The organism is Burkholderia sp. AU27893 (genome assembly GCF_002223205.1).
Classification (GTDB): domain Bacteria; phylum Pseudomonadota; class Gammaproteobacteria; order Burkholderiales; family Burkholderiaceae; genus Burkholderia.
The window spans coordinates 2,064,944-2,078,459 of the sequence record NZ_NKFD01000004.1 but is presented as its reverse complement, the minus strand read 5'-3'; the positions used below and the strand labels follow the sequence as shown (position 1 = coordinate 2,078,459).

Sequence of the window (13,516 nt, the reverse complement as noted above, 5' to 3'; positions counted from 1 at the left end):
CGGCCTCAGCGGGTTTCGAGTGCGGGTTCGGCAACCGGCGCCGTGGGGGCCGGGCCGGCTTTTGCGCGGCGTTCGAACTGCATCGCCGAATCGGCGAGTCCGCTGAACTTCAGCGATGCGAGATCGAGCACGTAGTTCTGGTGGAATTTCCACGGCTTGCTGTGCCCCTGCTTCGGCAGGATGCCGGCCGCGCGCTGGATGTAGCCCGAGCTCAGGTTGACGGCCGGCACGTTGCCGAGGTCGCCGGCGCCGAGCCGCGGCACGCACGTGTCGTAGCCGTTCGCGCGCATGTGGTTGAGCAGCCGGCACACGTAGCGCGCGATCAGCTCGGCCTTCAGTGTCCACGACGCATTCGTGTAGCCGAACGACGATGCGAGGTTCGGCACGTCGCTGTACATCATGCCCTTGTACGACACGGTGTCCGGCAGGTTGACCGCTCGCCCGTCGACGGTCACGCGCGCGCCGCCGAGCATCTTCACCTTCAGCCCGGTCGCGGTCACGATCACGTCGGCGTCGAGTTGCTGCCCGCTCTTCAGCTTGAGGCCGGTCGGCGTGAAGCGCTCGATCTCGTCGGTGACGATCGACGCGCGGCCCGAGCGGATCGCCTTGAACAGGTCGCCGTTCGGCACCAGGCACACGCGCTGGTCCCACGGCATGTAGCGCGGCGTCAGGTGTTTCGCGACGTCGAAGCCGGGGCCGACCTGCTTGCTGGCCGCGCGGATGATGAACTGCTTGGTCCGGTCGGGCTTGCGGCGCGACACGTTGTACAGGTACATCGTCAGCAGCACGTTCTTCACGCGCACGAGCCGGTGCGCGAGCCGCGACGGCAGCACGCGGCGCAGCGCGTTCGCGATCTTGTCGCGCGCGGGCAGCGACACGATGTAGGTCGGCGAGCGCTGTAGCATCGTCACGTGCTGCGCATCGGCCGCCATCGACGGCACGAGCGTGACGGCCGTCGCGCCGCTGCCGATCACGACCACGCGCCGGTTCGCGTACGACAGGTCCTTCGGCCAGTGCTGCGGATGCACGAGCTTGCCTTCGAACGTGTCCATCCCGGCCCAGTCGGGCAGGTAGCCGGCGTCGTAGTCGTAATAGCCGCTGCACATGAACAGGAAGCGGCAGGTGTAGACGAGCGAGTCGGTCGCACCGTTTCGCGTGCGCTCGATGCGTACCGTCCAGCGCGCGCGGTTCGAGTCCCAGTCGGCTGCCACCACCTTCTGGCCGTAGCGGATCGTCTTGTCGATGCCGTATGCGCGCGCGGTGTCGCGGATGTAGTCGAGGATCGTCTGGCCGTCCGAGATCGCCTTGTCGCTGTGCCACGGGCGGAAGCTGTAGCCGAGCGTGAACATGTCGGAATCCGAACGGACGCCCGGATAGCGGAACAGGTCCCAGGTGCCGCCGATCGCGTCGCGCGCCTCGACGATCGCCACGCTGGCATACGGGCAGCGCTGCTTCAGGTGATAGGCCGCGCCGATGCCGGACAGGCCGGCGCCGACGATCAGCACGTCGAGGTCGTTGCTTTCCTGGCGGGCGTCGAGGGCGGGCGGCGCGTCGCGCCGGTCGGTCGTCGTCGAGGTCATGCGGGATCCTTGGTCGGCGTGGTCGGGAGTGCGGCCGGGGCGTGCGCGCGTTCAAGGTTACGGGCACGGGCGCGGCGCACGTGGCGCAGCATCAGCCACTGGTAGCCGGCGCCGAGCAGGCGCGCGATCCGGTCGAGCCGGCGCGCGTCGGCGCCGACGAGCACGCGGCGCGCATTGCGCTCGACCCCCGCGAGGATCTGCCGCGCGGCGTCGTCGGCTGTCGTCGCGTTGATCAGGCGGTTGGCCTGGCGGCGATGGGTCGCTTCGTCCTGGCCGGTGAGCGCATGGATGCTGGTATCGACGCGTCCCGCGTCGACGATGTTCGTCGCGACGCCGCCCGGATGCACGCAGGTCGCGCTCACCGGCGCGCCGTCGAGTTCGAGCTCCATCCGCAGCGCCTCGGTAAAGCCGCGCACCGCGAACTTGGTCGCGTTGTACGCGCTTTGGGTGGGCATCGCGACGAGGCCGAACAGGCTCGACGTGTTGACGACGTGCCCGTCGCCCGACGCGCGCAGATGCGGCAGGAACGCCTGCGTGCCGTGCACGACGCCCCAGAAGTTGATGCCGACGATCCATTCGAGATCGGCGATGCGCGCGGTCTCGGCGCTGGCGGCCAGCGACACGCCCGCGTTGTTGAAGACCAGGTTGACCTTGCCGTGCTCGGCGCGCACGAAATCGGCCCACGCGAACACCGCATCACGGTCGGCGACGTCGAGCCGCCGCGTGCTCACGCGCACGCCGTGCTGCGCGCAGGCGGCCGCCGTGCCGGCGAGCCCGACGTCGTTGACGTCGGCGAGTGCGACCTCGCAGCCGCGCCGCGCGAGCTCGACCGCGAGGCTGCGGCCCATGCCCGAACCGGCGCCCGTGATCGCGGCGACCTTGCCGGAAAACCCGTTCATCCGTCGTTCCTCCCGTTCCGCTTGCGCTGTACCGGCGGCGCATCTATTGTGGTGTTGTTCGTCACCACTTTAGTTTTAGGGTGTCCTGATGTCAAATAGCGGAATGGAGAAAGCACTCGAAACGGAAAAAACGGAAAAAAGGGGCCGGTCGTACGGTGGCGTGGCGCCCGAGGTGCGGGCCGCGGAGCGGCGCGACGCGCTGATTCGCGCGGCGACGCGCGTGTTCGGCACGGTCGGGTTCCGCAAGGCGACCGTGCGGTCGATCTGCCAGGAAGCGAAGCTGAACGATCGCTATTTCTATGCGGCGTTCGACAGCACCGAGGATTTGCTGCGCTGCACCTACCTGCATCATGCGCAGCAATTGCACGAAGCGGTTGGGCGGGCGGTGGCCGAGCGCGGCGGCGATTTGCACGAGAGCGTCGATGCGGGGCTCGCCGCGTTCTTCGCGTTCCTGCGCGACCCGTGCGCGGCGCGCGTGCTGCTGCTCGAGGTGATGGGCGTGAGCGCGGACACCGACATGACCTACCAGCGCATGCTGATCGACTTCGGCAAGCTGATCATGGCGATCGGCGCGCCGCGCGAAGCGGCAACGCCGGCGGAGCGCACCGAGCAGCGGCTGATCGGGCTCGCGCTCGTCGGCGCGATGACGAACGTCGGCGCGGCGTGGCTGCTCACCGACTATCGCGATCCGGAGGCGCAGATGGTCGCGAGTTGCAGGAAGGTGCTGCTGGGGACGTTGCGGGAGGTGGGGTAACCGGAAGGCATCGCGCTTTTGCATGGCCGCCCGGCATTGCCGGTCGAAAATGGAAATAAAACATCAGCTGCACGGCTACCGGAGCCGTGCTGTTTTCTTGCTCGATTTAATCGCCTTTTGCATAAATAAAAAATCGGCGATATTTGGGGGTAAAAAATTTCAAGAAACTGTCATTGTTTTTAATTCTGATTCCATGTGGCGGTGAATTGATCAAAACAACGTGGAGCGAATTAAAAAGCGGCGCAAGGCGAAATCCGGTTCGCATTGCGCCGATCGTGGCGCGAAACCCCCTCGCGCCCCAGGCACGCTCGATCAGGAACCCGTATAGCCGCCCCGGGTCCAGCCGTCGCCATCCCAGCACCACTCGGTCGTCGAGCCGCCGCTGGTCGCGTACACGCGGATGTGGACCGCGCTTCCGGCCAGCCAGCACGTGGCGGACACGTTGTCGCCTGCCTGGTTGAACGCGCCCGTGTACCAGTTCTGGCCGTCGTAGCAGCGTTCGGTGATCTTGTTGCCGTTGGCCGTGTAGACGCGGATCGACGGCGTGGTTCCCCATGAAATTGCGGCGGTTTGCATTTCAGACTCCTTGATTGAATAAATTGGAGAATTGAAACGTTTCGGTAAACGCAAATCAGCGTATTACCGGGAATAAGATTAGTAGAAAAATGGGAAAGGCAATGCCTGTTTTTTGGAGATGATAAAGGGCGTATTCGTTTTGAATGAGAAAGCCCGGAGAAAGGATATTGGAGGTGAGTCAATGCGCCTGGATTGCAGGCGGTCGTGCCGGAGTGGGCCGGCTATCCGGAATCAGCTGCTTGTGGGTGGTGCTCGCGTCGCATCCACCCGCGTCCCCGCCGTCTCCCCGATCCTCGCCTTCATCGCGTCGACGAACGCCCGCACTTTCGGCGAAGGCAGCCGCGTCGACGGATATACCGCATGAATCCCGGCCGGCGCCGAGCGCCACGTGGGCAACAACCGCACGAGCCGGCCCGCCGCGACGTCTTCGGCGGTCGAGAAATCCGTCAGCAGCCCGAAGCCGCCGCCCGCGAGCACGATCGCGCGGCACGCGGTGGCGGTGTTCGACACGACCTGCGCGACGCAGCGCACGGAAGCGGTGTTGCCGTTCGCGTCTTCCAGTTTGACCGTATGCGCGTGCGGCAGCGACGACAGCATCACGAACGGCAGCGCGGCGAGCGCATCCGGTTCTTGTGGCCGCCCATGGCGGGCGACAAACGCGGGGCTCGCCACCAGCCATTTCTCGTACGTGCCGAGCTGCACCGCCCGATAGTTCGAATCGGCGAGACGGCCGATGCGGATCGCGACGTCGAGGTTGTCCGCGACGAGATCGACCACGCGGTCGTTCGCGACGAGTTCGACGTCGAGCCCCGGATGCCGGTCGCGCAACGCGACGACGGCAGGCGCGACGACCAGCGCACCGTAGTCGATCGGCACGCTCACGCGCAGCGTGCCCCGAAGCGGCCCCGTATCGGACGACACCGCGTCGAGCGCGCTTTCGGCGGCGCGCACGATGTCGCGGCACGCGTCGTAGAACGCCCGCCCCGCATCGGTCACGCTCAGCCGCCGCGTCGTGCGCACCAGCAGGTTCGCGCCGACCTCGGATTCGAGGCGCTGCATGTGCGTGCTGACGACCGTCTTCGCCAGGCCGAGCCGCTCGGCCGCGGCTGTCAGCGAGCCGGCGTCGACCACCGCGACGAAGATCGCCAGCCGGTTCAGGTTCACGTCGCGCAGGTCGGCCATCGTCGATTGTCCTATGGAAGAGGATGATGTTTCCGTGATTATCCGTCTTCTGGTGACGAACGGCGAGCGCTACGCTGCGGTTGTGCGTCGCCGATCCCCGGCGGCGCGAGAGCCCGGAGCGTTTCCATGTCTGCCGCTAACAAGCCTGCTTCACCGATCCGTGTCTATTCGTTCCTGCTGTCCGGGCACGCTCATCGCGTGCGGTTGTTCCTGTCGCTGCTCGGCCTGCCGTCCGAGACCGTCGACGTCGATCTGGCCGCCGGCGCGCAACGCGAACCGGCGTTTCTCGCGCTCAATCCGCTCGGGCAGGTGCCCGTGATCGACGATGGCGGCACGGTGATCGCCGATTCGAACGCGATCCTCGTGTACCTCGCGAAGCGCTACGGCGACGCGCACTGGCTGCCCGACGATCCGGCTGGCGCGGCGGTCGTGCAGCGCTGGCTGTCGTATGCGGCCGGGCCGATCGCATCGGGGCCGGCCGCCGCGCGGCTCGTGACCGTGTTCGGCGCGCAGCTCGACCACGAGGCCGCCAAGCGCACGGCCGCCAAAGTGCTCGACGTGATCGACCGCGAGCTGGCCGGCAAGCCGTTTGCCGCCGGCGCTCAACCGACGATCGCCGATGTCGCCGCGTATTCGTACATCGCGCACGCGCCGGAGGGCGGCGTGTCGCTCGAACCGTATCCGCACGTGCGTGCGTGGCTGGCGCGCATCGAGGCGCTGCCGGGCTTCGTCGCGATGCCGACGACGCGCGCGGGCCTGCTCGCCGCGTAACACCACCGAAGCCGAGCCTGCTCAGGGAGAACGCGATGAATGCCCCGACTGTTCCGACCGCCGTCGTACCGGGCTGGGAACTCGATACCGCGCCGTTTCACGCGGGCGAGCTCGCCGTGCAGCAGCGCGCGGGCGTGACGGACGCCGCGGGTTCGGCCGGACGGCGCGGGATCCGGCGCTTCATGCCGGACCAGCACCGGGCGTTTTTCGCGCAATTGCCGTTCTTCGTGCTCGGCGGCGTCGACGCGCATGGCCAGCCGTGGGCGTCGCTGCGAGCCGGCGCGCCGGGGTTCGTGACGTCGCCCGATGCGCGCACGCTGCGCATCGCGGCGCGCGCGCTGCCGGGCGATCCGCTGGCCGGCGCGTGGCAACCAGGTGCGCCGCTCGGCGGGCTCGGGATCGAATTCGATACGCGGCGGCGCAATCGCGTCAACGGCGTCGTGCGCGCAGCCGACGACGATGCGCTGACGATCGCGGTCGAGCAGAGCTTCGGCAACTGCGCGAAGTACATCCAGGGGCGCAAGCCGACGTTCGTCGCACGGGAAGTCGATGCGTTCGCCGAGCCCGACGTGTCGGACGCGCTGAACGACGCCGATCGCGCGCTGCTTGCGCAGGCCGATACGTTCTTCGTCGCGAGCGCGAACACGTCGGCGGACGCGGGCGCCGCGCGCGGCGCGGACGTGTCGCATCGCGGCGGGATGCCGGGTTTCGTGCGCGTCGACGATGCGCGCACGCTGACGACGCCGGATTTCAGCGGCAATCGCTTCTTCAATACGCTCGGGAACCTGCAGCACGATCCGCGCGCGGGGCTGCTGTTCATCGATTTCGACCACGGCGACCTGCTGTATGTGGCCGCGCGCGCCGAGATCGTGTGGGACGGGCCGCTCGTCGCGTCGTTCGACGGCGCGCAGCGGGTCGTGCGGTTCCATGTGCGGGAAGTGCGGCGCATGCGCGCGGTGCTGCCGTTCCGGTGGTCGGCGGTCGAGCGTGCGCCGCAGTTCGCGGTGATGGCGGCGGGTGTGGTCGCAAACGCAGGCGCAGGGGCAGGGGCAGGGGCAGGCGTGGTGGTATCGTCCGCATCCGCATCCGCATCCGCATCCGCATTGCCGACCGCATCGGCGTCGGCACCCGCATGGCGTCCACTGCGAATCGCAAAGATCGTCGACGAAGCGCGCGCGATCCGCTCATTCCATTTCGAACCGGTGGACGGCGGCCCGTTGCCTCCCTATGAACCCGGGCAGCACCTGACGCTGCGCATCCCGCTGCCGGGCAGCGATGCGCCGGCGATCCGCAGCTACACGCTCTCCGATGCACCGGGCGGCGCGCACTATCGAATCACCGTGAAGCGCGAAGGGCGCGTCTCGGCGTGGCTGCACGATCACGCGCACGTGGGCATCACGCTCGACGCGCAGATGCCGCGCGGCCGCTTCTCGTTCGATCTGGCGAGCCCGCGCCCGGCCGTGCTCCTGTCGGCCGGTATCGGCATCACGCCGATGATCGCGATGCTGCGCCGTGCGCTGGCCGACGCTCAACCGCTACGCCGCGTGGTGTTCGTACACGGTGCGCGTGAAGCGGCTGATCGACCGTTCGCCGAGGAACTGGCACGCGTCGCCGCCACCGACGCGCGCTTGTCGCTCCACTGGTTCGACAGTCATCCTCACGAAGGCTCGGCAGCGCATGCCGGCCGCATCGACATCGCTCAACTGAAGCGGATCCTTTCGTTCGACGATTACGATTTCTACCTCTGCGGGCCGTCGGCGTTCATGCGCGATTTGTACGACGGATTGCGCGCACTGAACGTGCCGGACGAACGCATCCGTTTCGAGGCATTCGGGCCGTCGAGCGTGGCACGCAGCGCGACCCGCGCGGCCGCAATGCCGGCGGCGGTAGCGAGCGTGCCGGTCGTCTTCCGGCGCACCGGCCGCGAAGCCGCGTGGACGCCCGCCGACGGCACCTTGCTCGAATTCGCGGAGGGGCAGCGCGTGGACGTGCCATCCGAATGCCGCTCCGGCTCATGCGGCACGTGCGCGACGCGCGTGCTGTCCGGCGCGGTCGACTACGAGCAGGCGCCCGATGCCACGGTCGAACCCGGTTGCGCGCTGCTGTGCGTCGCGCGGCCCGCGAAGGGGTCGGAACGGCTCGTGCTCGACCGCTGACGCACGCTGCGACATGCCGCCGCAGACAGCCTGCTGCGCGAAAAGCGCACGCAACTGCTTCTTTTCTCAGATGCCGGTCGGATCGACGATAGCGTCAACCGATAGATGAAAGGAGCGCAATCATGAAACTGCTCGGCATGATCAAACTGGTCCTGTGGAGTTTCTTCGGCGTACGCAACAGCAAGGCGCACGCGACTGATCTCGCGAATGCCAACTTCACGATGCTGCCGTTCGTGGCGATCATCCTCGCGGTGCTCGTCGGCGCGGTCATCTACGGCGTCGTGCACCTGGTCGTCGATCCGACCGTGACGATGCAGGGGTTCTGAGCGTCGCGCGTGCCGCACGCGTTCCCGTGGCGGCACGCGGCGCACCCGTTCAGAACGTGTGATTCATCGCGACGCGCGCGACGAGCTGGTGCCCGTTTGACGACGCGCCGGGTGAACCGGGCACGAGCCCGCCGTCGAGCGGCGTGCCGGTCGCGCTACCGCCCACCAGTTGATACGCGACCTGCGTATAGACCGAGGTGCGCTTCGACAGCAGGTACTGCGCCATCGCGCCGAACTGGTTCCAGTGCAGCGAGGACTTCGCGCCGGCCCGATCGAGTCCGCCGCGCGTGTACGTGTACATGCCGCCGACGAGGAAGGACGGCGTCACGTTGTACTTCGCATTGACTTCGACATTGTCGAACGTGAGTCGCGCATTCGCGAGGCCCAGGCTGCCCGCATAGATCGACGCGTCGGGCTGGCCGACGTTCACGTGCGAATAGACCGCGCCCAGCGTCGCAGGCCCGATCCCGTAGTTCACGCCGATCCCGTAGATCTTCTGGTTGCCTGCGACGAAATCCGTGTCGTCCGGCGTCAGCGCGCCGCCCGCCGTGGTGCCGGGATTCGACATGTTTTCGTAGACAGCGGCGACCGACAACGTCTGGTAGGCGTAATTCAGCCCGACGCCGAGCATCCGGTTCTGCGCGAAGCCGCCGGCCAGGTTGCTTAGTCCAACCATGACCGTGCCGGAAAAGCCGCCCCACGTGGGGCTCGTGTACTTCACCGCGTTGTTCGCGTGGAACGACGCATCGGTGTTGTCGTTGTCGAGTGGATGCGAGAACAGGAAGCCCGCCCAGCTGCCGTTGGCGGTCAGCGGCCCGATCGTGTCGGCGACGGTATCGAACTGGCGGCCGAGCGTCAGCGTGCCAAGCCGGTCCGACTGCAGCCCGGCATACGACTGGTAGCCGAACAGACGGCCGCCATAGCCGAGCTGCCCGCTTTCGACCAGGAAGCCGCTTTCGAAGTCGAAGATCGCGCGCAGCCCGCCGCCGAGATCCTCGTTGCCCTTGATGCCCCAGCGGCTCGTCGCGAGATCGCCGCTCGCCATCTGCCAGGACGACTTGCCGCCGACATTGCTCGTGTAGTTGATGCCTTCGTCGAGGATGCCGAACATCAGGACGGAGCTCTGCGCATGCGCGGTCGAAAAACCGATCAGGAATCCTGCTGAAAGGATGAAGCGTGATTTTTTCATGTGGGGTGTGGGCTAGAAAGGTGAAACGGTCGATGGTCCTGCGCGCGGCGTGAGCGGCGCGTGACCTTCGACAAGCAGATGGCGTGCCATCACGCGTTTCAAGACCGCGATGCGCGGGCTGCGTTCCGTTTCATCGTGACGCGATCGTCGAACGGGCTTGATCGCGCGCAAATCGCGTAGCAATTCGCATCGCGTGTCGCATGTTGCGTCTCAGATTGAGACTGTCGGCGAGGCGCAATCGTGCGGGCGCAAAAGCGCGTGCCGCGATGCGTGAGTCGTGGCATGACGGAGCGGGAGAAGTGAACGAAGCAGAAGCAGCAGCGCGTCACGCGCGCACGAACGGATATCCCTGCGTTTCGAGCCAGTGCCGCACCAGCGCGGCCTGCGGCGGCGCGAACGCTGCCAGCACCTGCGCCACCGGCTGCTCGCGCAGCGCCGCGACGATCGGCGCGAGCGGGATGCCTTGCAGATGCCAGCTGCCGAGCGGCTGATCGGGGCTCGTGACGACGTCGGCCTCGACGATCGTGTCGCCGTCGATCACGGGCGCACGCTCGATCGCGAGCGCGCCGAAATCGGGCGCGCGATGCGATGGCGTATCGTCCGGCCACGCGCGGCGCGCATGCCAGAACGGCCGGTCGGCCCATTGCGTGTCGAGCGCGTAGAAGTCTCGGCCGATCCGCGCGAAACGCATGAACAGCGCGGTGATGCGTCGCGCGTGAAAGCGCAGCGCGAGTGCCGAGCGTTCGGGATGCTTGAGCAGCGTATGGATGACGGCCGGCGCCTGCAGTGCCGACGACAGCGACTGGAAGATGCCGTTGCCGGACAATGGGTCGACAGCCATCGCCGCGTCGCCGACACGCAGCCAGTTCGTGCCACCGGTGTCGCCGCACAGCGTCGCGCTGCTGGTGCGCGCGAACACCCGCGCAGCGGCGCCGGTATCCCGCCCCCCCGCACCGAAGAAGTCATGCGCGAGCGGCGTCTGCCGCAGTGTTGCGCACCATGCGGGCAGCGCGTCGCGTGGCGGTAGCGCCGCGGTCGCGACGTCGAGCGTCGCCTGCCAGTAGCAGCGGCCGTCAGGCAGGCGCGCCATCCACGCCCAGCCGTCCGGCAAGCTCTCGATCGCGCAAGCCGCGTCGCCGGGCGTGCCTTGCCACACGTTCAGCAGGCTCAGCGTCTGCGGGCCGCGCATCGCATCGCGTGCAAGCGGCGCGAGCCGGCCGCGCGCCTCGACGACGAACGCCGCATGCAGCGTGACGTCACCGGCCGGCGTGTCGATGCGGATCGCATGCCCGTCGCCGTCGGCTTGCACCGCGCGGACGGTCGCTTCGCGCACCGCCATGCCGGCATCGGCCAGATCGTGGCGCAGCGCCGCGTCGAAACGGCGGCGGTCGATCAGGTGTTCGCGATTGAGCGTACGCGTGTCGCCGTTCCAGCGGGTCGCGCGTGCACAGGGCGGCAGCGCGCAGGCGGCCGCGTGCGTGAGGCCGGCATGACGCAGCCCCTGCAGCACGCGCTCGGACACGCCTTCGACCGCGTCGAAGCGCCGCCATTCGCTGACGACCGTGACCGGATAGCCGAGCCGCGCGAGCCCGAGTGCGGTGGCGGCGCCCGCCGGCCCCGCGCCGAGTACGACGACCGATGCGCGGTTCATGATGCGTGCGTACGTCGCTCGACGCCGATGTAGGTGGCGTCCGTGCGCAGGTGATCGAGCAGGGCAGCCGTATCGGCATCCGGATGACGCGCGAACCAGTCCGCCGCATGGCCGCTGAGCGCGGCGCACGCGATGCTCGCGCCGGCCGGCGCGCGCGGTGCGCCGCTCGACACGACCGCGCCGAAATCGGCCTGCGCACTGTCGAGCCACGACCATTGGCCCGACACGCAGCGCGCATCGCCCGTGACGCGCACGATGCCCGGATAGCTTGCCGGAAACACTGGCGTGCCTTGCGCGGGGCTCGACGCGAAGACGGTCACGCGTTGCGCGATGGCTGTCGCGCATGCGTCGCGCAGCGTGTCGCGATCGGCGCGCACGCCGAGGCTCAGGTTGATCACGCGAACGCGTTGCATGAGCAGCCAGTCGATTGCGTCGGCGATCTGTGCGGCACTCGTCACGCCGCGCGCCTCGAACACCTGCGCGACGCACAACGCCGCCTCGGGTGCGGCGGCCGCGATCGTCGTGCAGATCGCGCTGCCGTGACCGATCCGGTCGGGCTCGACGGCACCGGCCTGCACCACGGAAGCCGCGTCGAACGAGAAGCGCCGCGCGGCGGCGACGCGTGCGTCCAGCGCAGGCGGATAGCCGCTGTCGACGACGCCCACGCGCACGGCCCGATCGTCACGCATGCGCGATATCCCGGTGCGTGCGCCGCGCGAGTCGTCCGTCCGCGAGTTCGAAATGCAGGTCGACGCCGGCGAGCGTCGATGCGCGGTGACTGACGAGGATGCGCGTGCGGTCGCCGAACAGCGTGTCGATCTGCGCGATGACCTGCCGCTCGGTCGCTTCGTCGACCGCCGACGTCGCTTCGTCGAGCACCAGGATCGCCGGTGCCTGAAGCAGTGCGCGCGCGATCGCGATCCGCTGCTTCTGGCCGCCGGACAGTTGCTGTCCGCGTTCACCGACCGGCCCGTCGAGCCCGCCCGGCAGCGTCGCGATCAGTTCGTCGAGCTGCGCGGCGCGGGCGGCATGCACGATGTCGTCATGGGTCGCGAGCGGCGCCGCGTAGCGGATGTTGTCGGCGAGGCTGCCGCGAAACAGCACGATGTCCTGGCTGACGACCGCGACGTGGCGACGCAGCGCGTCGAGATCGACGTCGCGCAAATCGATGCCGTCGATCCGCACGCTGCCGCGCTGCGGGTCGTAGAAGCGCTGCAGCAGGTCGATCAGCGTCGACTTCCCGCTGCCCGACAGCCCGGACAGCGCAACCTTGCTGCCGGCCGGCACGCTTGCACCGGCGCCGCGCAGCACCGGCTGCGCGCGCTCGTCGTGCGCGAACCACACGTCGACGAATTCGAGATCGCCGTGCGCGGGCAGCGCACGTGCGTCGGCCGGCGGCTGCACGGTGACCGGCGCGCGCTGCAGCTCCATCACGCGCCCGAGGCTGACCGTCATCCGTTGCAGCGCGACGTAGAGGCCGAGCAGGCTTTTCACGGGGCCGATCGCCATCCCGAGATAGCTCGAGAACGCGATCAGCGAACCGAGCGGCCAGTCGCCGCGAATCACCCAGTAGCCCCCGACGATGAATGCACCCGCGCGCGACAGCGACGTCAGCGTGCCGGGCACCGATTGCGTGATGAACTCGGTGACCTGCAGCTTCAGCAGGCGTTCCATGTAGCGATCACCGAGCCCGTCGAGCCGCGCCTGTTCCGCGCGCTGGCGACCGGCGGCCTGGATGAACTTCATCGCGGGCAGCGTCTCGACGAGGAACGACGACACGTCGGCCGCGCCTTCGCGCACCGATCGCGCATCGCGCTCGACCTTGCGGCGCATCGTGCGCAGCCACAGGACCTCGAACGGGATCAGCAGTAGCGCGAGCAGCGACAGCTTCCACGACAGCGTGACGAGCAGCACCAGCGTGCCGACCAGCCCGATCACGTTCGAGACGGCGGAGAACAGCGCGTCGAGCGCGAAGCGCTGGATTTCGGCGACGTCGCCGTCGAGGCGCGACAGCAGGTCGCCGAGGCGGCGCTGGCCGTAGAACGACGGCGACAGCCGCTGCAGGTGCGCGTAGACGGCGCTGCGCAGCGAGAACAGCACGCGGCCGGACAGCCGCGTATGCAGGTAGCGGTTGATGCCGCCGAGCAGCGTGCCGACGAAGCCCGCGAACACCATCGCGAACGCGATCGCGACGAGCATCCGGACATCCTTGCCGATCAGCCCGCGATCGATCAGCTCCTTCGTGAGCCACGGTTGCGCGAGCGCGAGCAGCGACGCGCAGGCCGACAGCGCGAGCAGCCCGGCGATCGCGAGCCGGTGCGGCCGCACGAAACCGTACAGCCAGCCGAGCGCGTGCGCGAGCTGCGCGCGGTCGTCGGTCTTCACGAAACGCAGGACGAGTTTCAGCATCGGCGCGACCGGCCCGTCACGAA

At 68.3% G+C, this 13,516-nt stretch carries 12 protein-coding genes; 4 read left to right on the top strand and 8 right to left on the bottom strand.

Going from position 1 to position 13,516, the window contains the following annotated elements:
* Positions 1 to 5: 5 nt before the first annotated feature.
* Positions 6 to 1,580 (bottom strand): NAD(P)/FAD-dependent oxidoreductase, encoded by a 1,575-nt coding sequence (locus tag CFB47_RS29135; protein ID WP_089463066.1) that lies wholly within the window; start codon positions 1,578 to 1,580, stop codon positions 6 to 8.
* Positions 1,577 to 2,479, bottom strand: coding sequence for an SDR family oxidoreductase (locus CFB47_RS29130; RefSeq protein WP_089463065.1), 903 nt, complete (start codon positions 2,477 to 2,479; stop codon positions 1,577 to 1,579). The genes CFB47_RS29135 and CFB47_RS29130 overlap by 4 nt, the downstream gene beginning before the upstream one ends.
* 103 nt (positions 2,480 to 2,582) lie before the next feature.
* Between CFB47_RS29130 and CFB47_RS29125 the strand changes: the two genes are divergently transcribed.
* A complete protein-coding gene (locus tag CFB47_RS29125) occupies positions 2,583 to 3,233 on the top strand; it encodes a TetR/AcrR family transcriptional regulator (protein ID WP_256946768.1) in 651 nt (216 codons plus the stop codon).
* Between the two features lie 312 nt (positions 3,234 to 3,545).
* Here the strand turns inward: CFB47_RS29125 and CFB47_RS29120 are convergent, their stop codons facing one another.
* Together CFB47_RS29120 and CFB47_RS29115 are read right to left on the bottom strand one after the other, a co-directional pair.
* Positions 3,546 to 3,809 carry a fucose-binding lectin protein gene (locus CFB47_RS29120; RefSeq protein ID WP_039356445.1) on the bottom strand — a complete coding sequence of 88 codons (264 nt, stop codon included), beginning with the start codon at positions 3,807 to 3,809 and terminating at the stop codon, positions 3,546 to 3,548.
* Between the two features lie 231 nt (positions 3,810 to 4,040).
* Positions 4,041 to 4,991 carry a LysR family transcriptional regulator gene (locus CFB47_RS29115; RefSeq protein WP_089463063.1) on the bottom strand — a complete coding sequence of 317 codons (951 nt, stop codon included), beginning with the start codon at positions 4,989 to 4,991 and terminating at the stop codon, positions 4,041 to 4,043.
* 126 nt (positions 4,992 to 5,117) lie between these two features.
* Here CFB47_RS29115 and CFB47_RS29110 point away from each other — a divergent pair, with 126 nt between their 5' ends.
* The 3 genes from CFB47_RS29110 to CFB47_RS29100 all read left to right on the top strand — a co-directional run bounded on the left by CFB47_RS29110 (position 5,118) and on the right by CFB47_RS29100 (position 8,244).
* A complete protein-coding gene (locus CFB47_RS29110; protein WP_089443133.1) occupies positions 5,118 to 5,762 on the top strand; it encodes a glutathione S-transferase family protein in 645 nt (214 codons plus the stop codon).
* A 35-nt stretch (positions 5,763 to 5,797) separates the two neighbouring features.
* The gene (locus CFB47_RS29105; protein ID WP_089463062.1) at positions 5,798 to 7,918 is read left to right on the top strand and encodes a pyridoxamine 5'-phosphate oxidase family protein; all 2,121 of its coding nucleotides are present in this window, start codon (positions 5,798 to 5,800) and stop codon (positions 7,916 to 7,918) included.
* 122 nt (positions 7,919 to 8,040) lie between these two features.
* Positions 8,041 to 8,244, top strand: coding sequence for a DUF2970 domain-containing protein (locus tag CFB47_RS29100; RefSeq protein ID WP_043178166.1), 204 nt, complete (start codon positions 8,041 to 8,043; stop codon positions 8,242 to 8,244).
* Positions 8,245 to 8,293: 49 nt separating this feature from the next.
* Here CFB47_RS29100 and CFB47_RS29095 read toward each other — a convergent pair whose 3' ends face one another.
* The 4 genes from CFB47_RS29095 to CFB47_RS29080 form a co-directional block, all read right to left on the bottom strand.
* On the bottom strand, positions 8,294 to 9,433 hold the full coding sequence (locus CFB47_RS29095; protein WP_089463061.1) for a porin: 1,140 nt from the start codon (positions 9,431 to 9,433) through the stop codon (positions 8,294 to 8,296).
* Between the two features lie 325 nt (positions 9,434 to 9,758).
* Positions 9,759 to 11,084, bottom strand: coding sequence for an NAD(P)/FAD-dependent oxidoreductase (locus CFB47_RS29090; protein ID WP_089463060.1), 1,326 nt, complete (start codon positions 11,082 to 11,084; stop codon positions 9,759 to 9,761).
* Positions 11,081 to 11,773 carry a S8 family serine peptidase gene (locus CFB47_RS29085; protein WP_089463059.1) on the bottom strand — a complete coding sequence of 231 codons (693 nt, stop codon included), beginning with the start codon at positions 11,771 to 11,773 and terminating at the stop codon, positions 11,081 to 11,083. Before CFB47_RS29085 ends, CFB47_RS29090 begins: the two co-directional genes overlap by 4 nt.
* On the bottom strand, positions 11,766 to 13,493 hold the full coding sequence (locus CFB47_RS29080; protein ID WP_089463058.1) for an ABC transporter ATP-binding protein: 1,728 nt from the start codon (positions 13,491 to 13,493) through the stop codon (positions 11,766 to 11,768). Before CFB47_RS29080 ends, CFB47_RS29085 begins: the two co-directional genes overlap by 8 nt.
* Positions 13,494 to 13,516 lie beyond the last annotated feature (23 nt).

Bases quoted from the DNA above. Each gene is read 5' to 3' on its own strand.
- CFB47_RS29090 (WP_089463060.1), bottom strand. From the start codon at position 11,084: ATGAACCGCGCATCGGTCGTCGTACTCGGCGCGGGGCCGGCGGGCGCC.
- CFB47_RS29115 (WP_089463063.1), bottom strand. From the start codon at position 4,991: ATGGCCGACCTGCGCGACGTGAACCTGAACCGGCTGGCGATCTTCGTC.
- CFB47_RS29085 (WP_089463059.1), bottom strand. From the start codon at position 11,773: ATGCGTGACGATCGGGCCGTGCGCGTGGGCGTCGTCGACAGCGGCTAT.
- CFB47_RS29100 (WP_043178166.1), top strand. From the start codon at position 8,041: ATGAAACTGCTCGGCATGATCAAACTGGTCCTGTGGAGTTTCTTCGGC.
- CFB47_RS29095 (WP_089463061.1), bottom strand. From the start codon at position 9,433: ATGAAAAAATCACGCTTCATCCTTTCAGCAGGATTCCTGATCGGTTTT.
- CFB47_RS29120 (WP_039356445.1), bottom strand. From the start codon at position 3,809: ATGCAAACCGCCGCAATTTCATGGGGAACCACGCCGTCGATCCGCGTC.
- CFB47_RS29105 (WP_089463062.1), top strand. From the start codon at position 5,798: ATGAATGCCCCGACTGTTCCGACCGCCGTCGTACCGGGCTGGGAACTC.
- CFB47_RS29110 (WP_089443133.1), top strand. From the start codon at position 5,118: ATGTCTGCCGCTAACAAGCCTGCTTCACCGATCCGTGTCTATTCGTTC.
- CFB47_RS29080 (WP_089463058.1), bottom strand. From the start codon at position 13,493: ATGCTGAAACTCGTCCTGCGTTTCGTGAAGACCGACGACCGCGCGCAG.
- CFB47_RS29135 (WP_089463066.1), bottom strand. From the start codon at position 1,580: ATGACCTCGACGACGACCGACCGGCGCGACGCGCCGCCCGCCCTCGAC.
- CFB47_RS29125 (WP_256946768.1), top strand. From the start codon at position 2,583: ATGGAGAAAGCACTCGAAACGGAAAAAACGGAAAAAAGGGGCCGGTCG.
- CFB47_RS29130 (WP_089463065.1), bottom strand. From the start codon at position 2,479: ATGAACGGGTTTTCCGGCAAGGTCGCCGCGATCACGGGCGCCGGTTCG.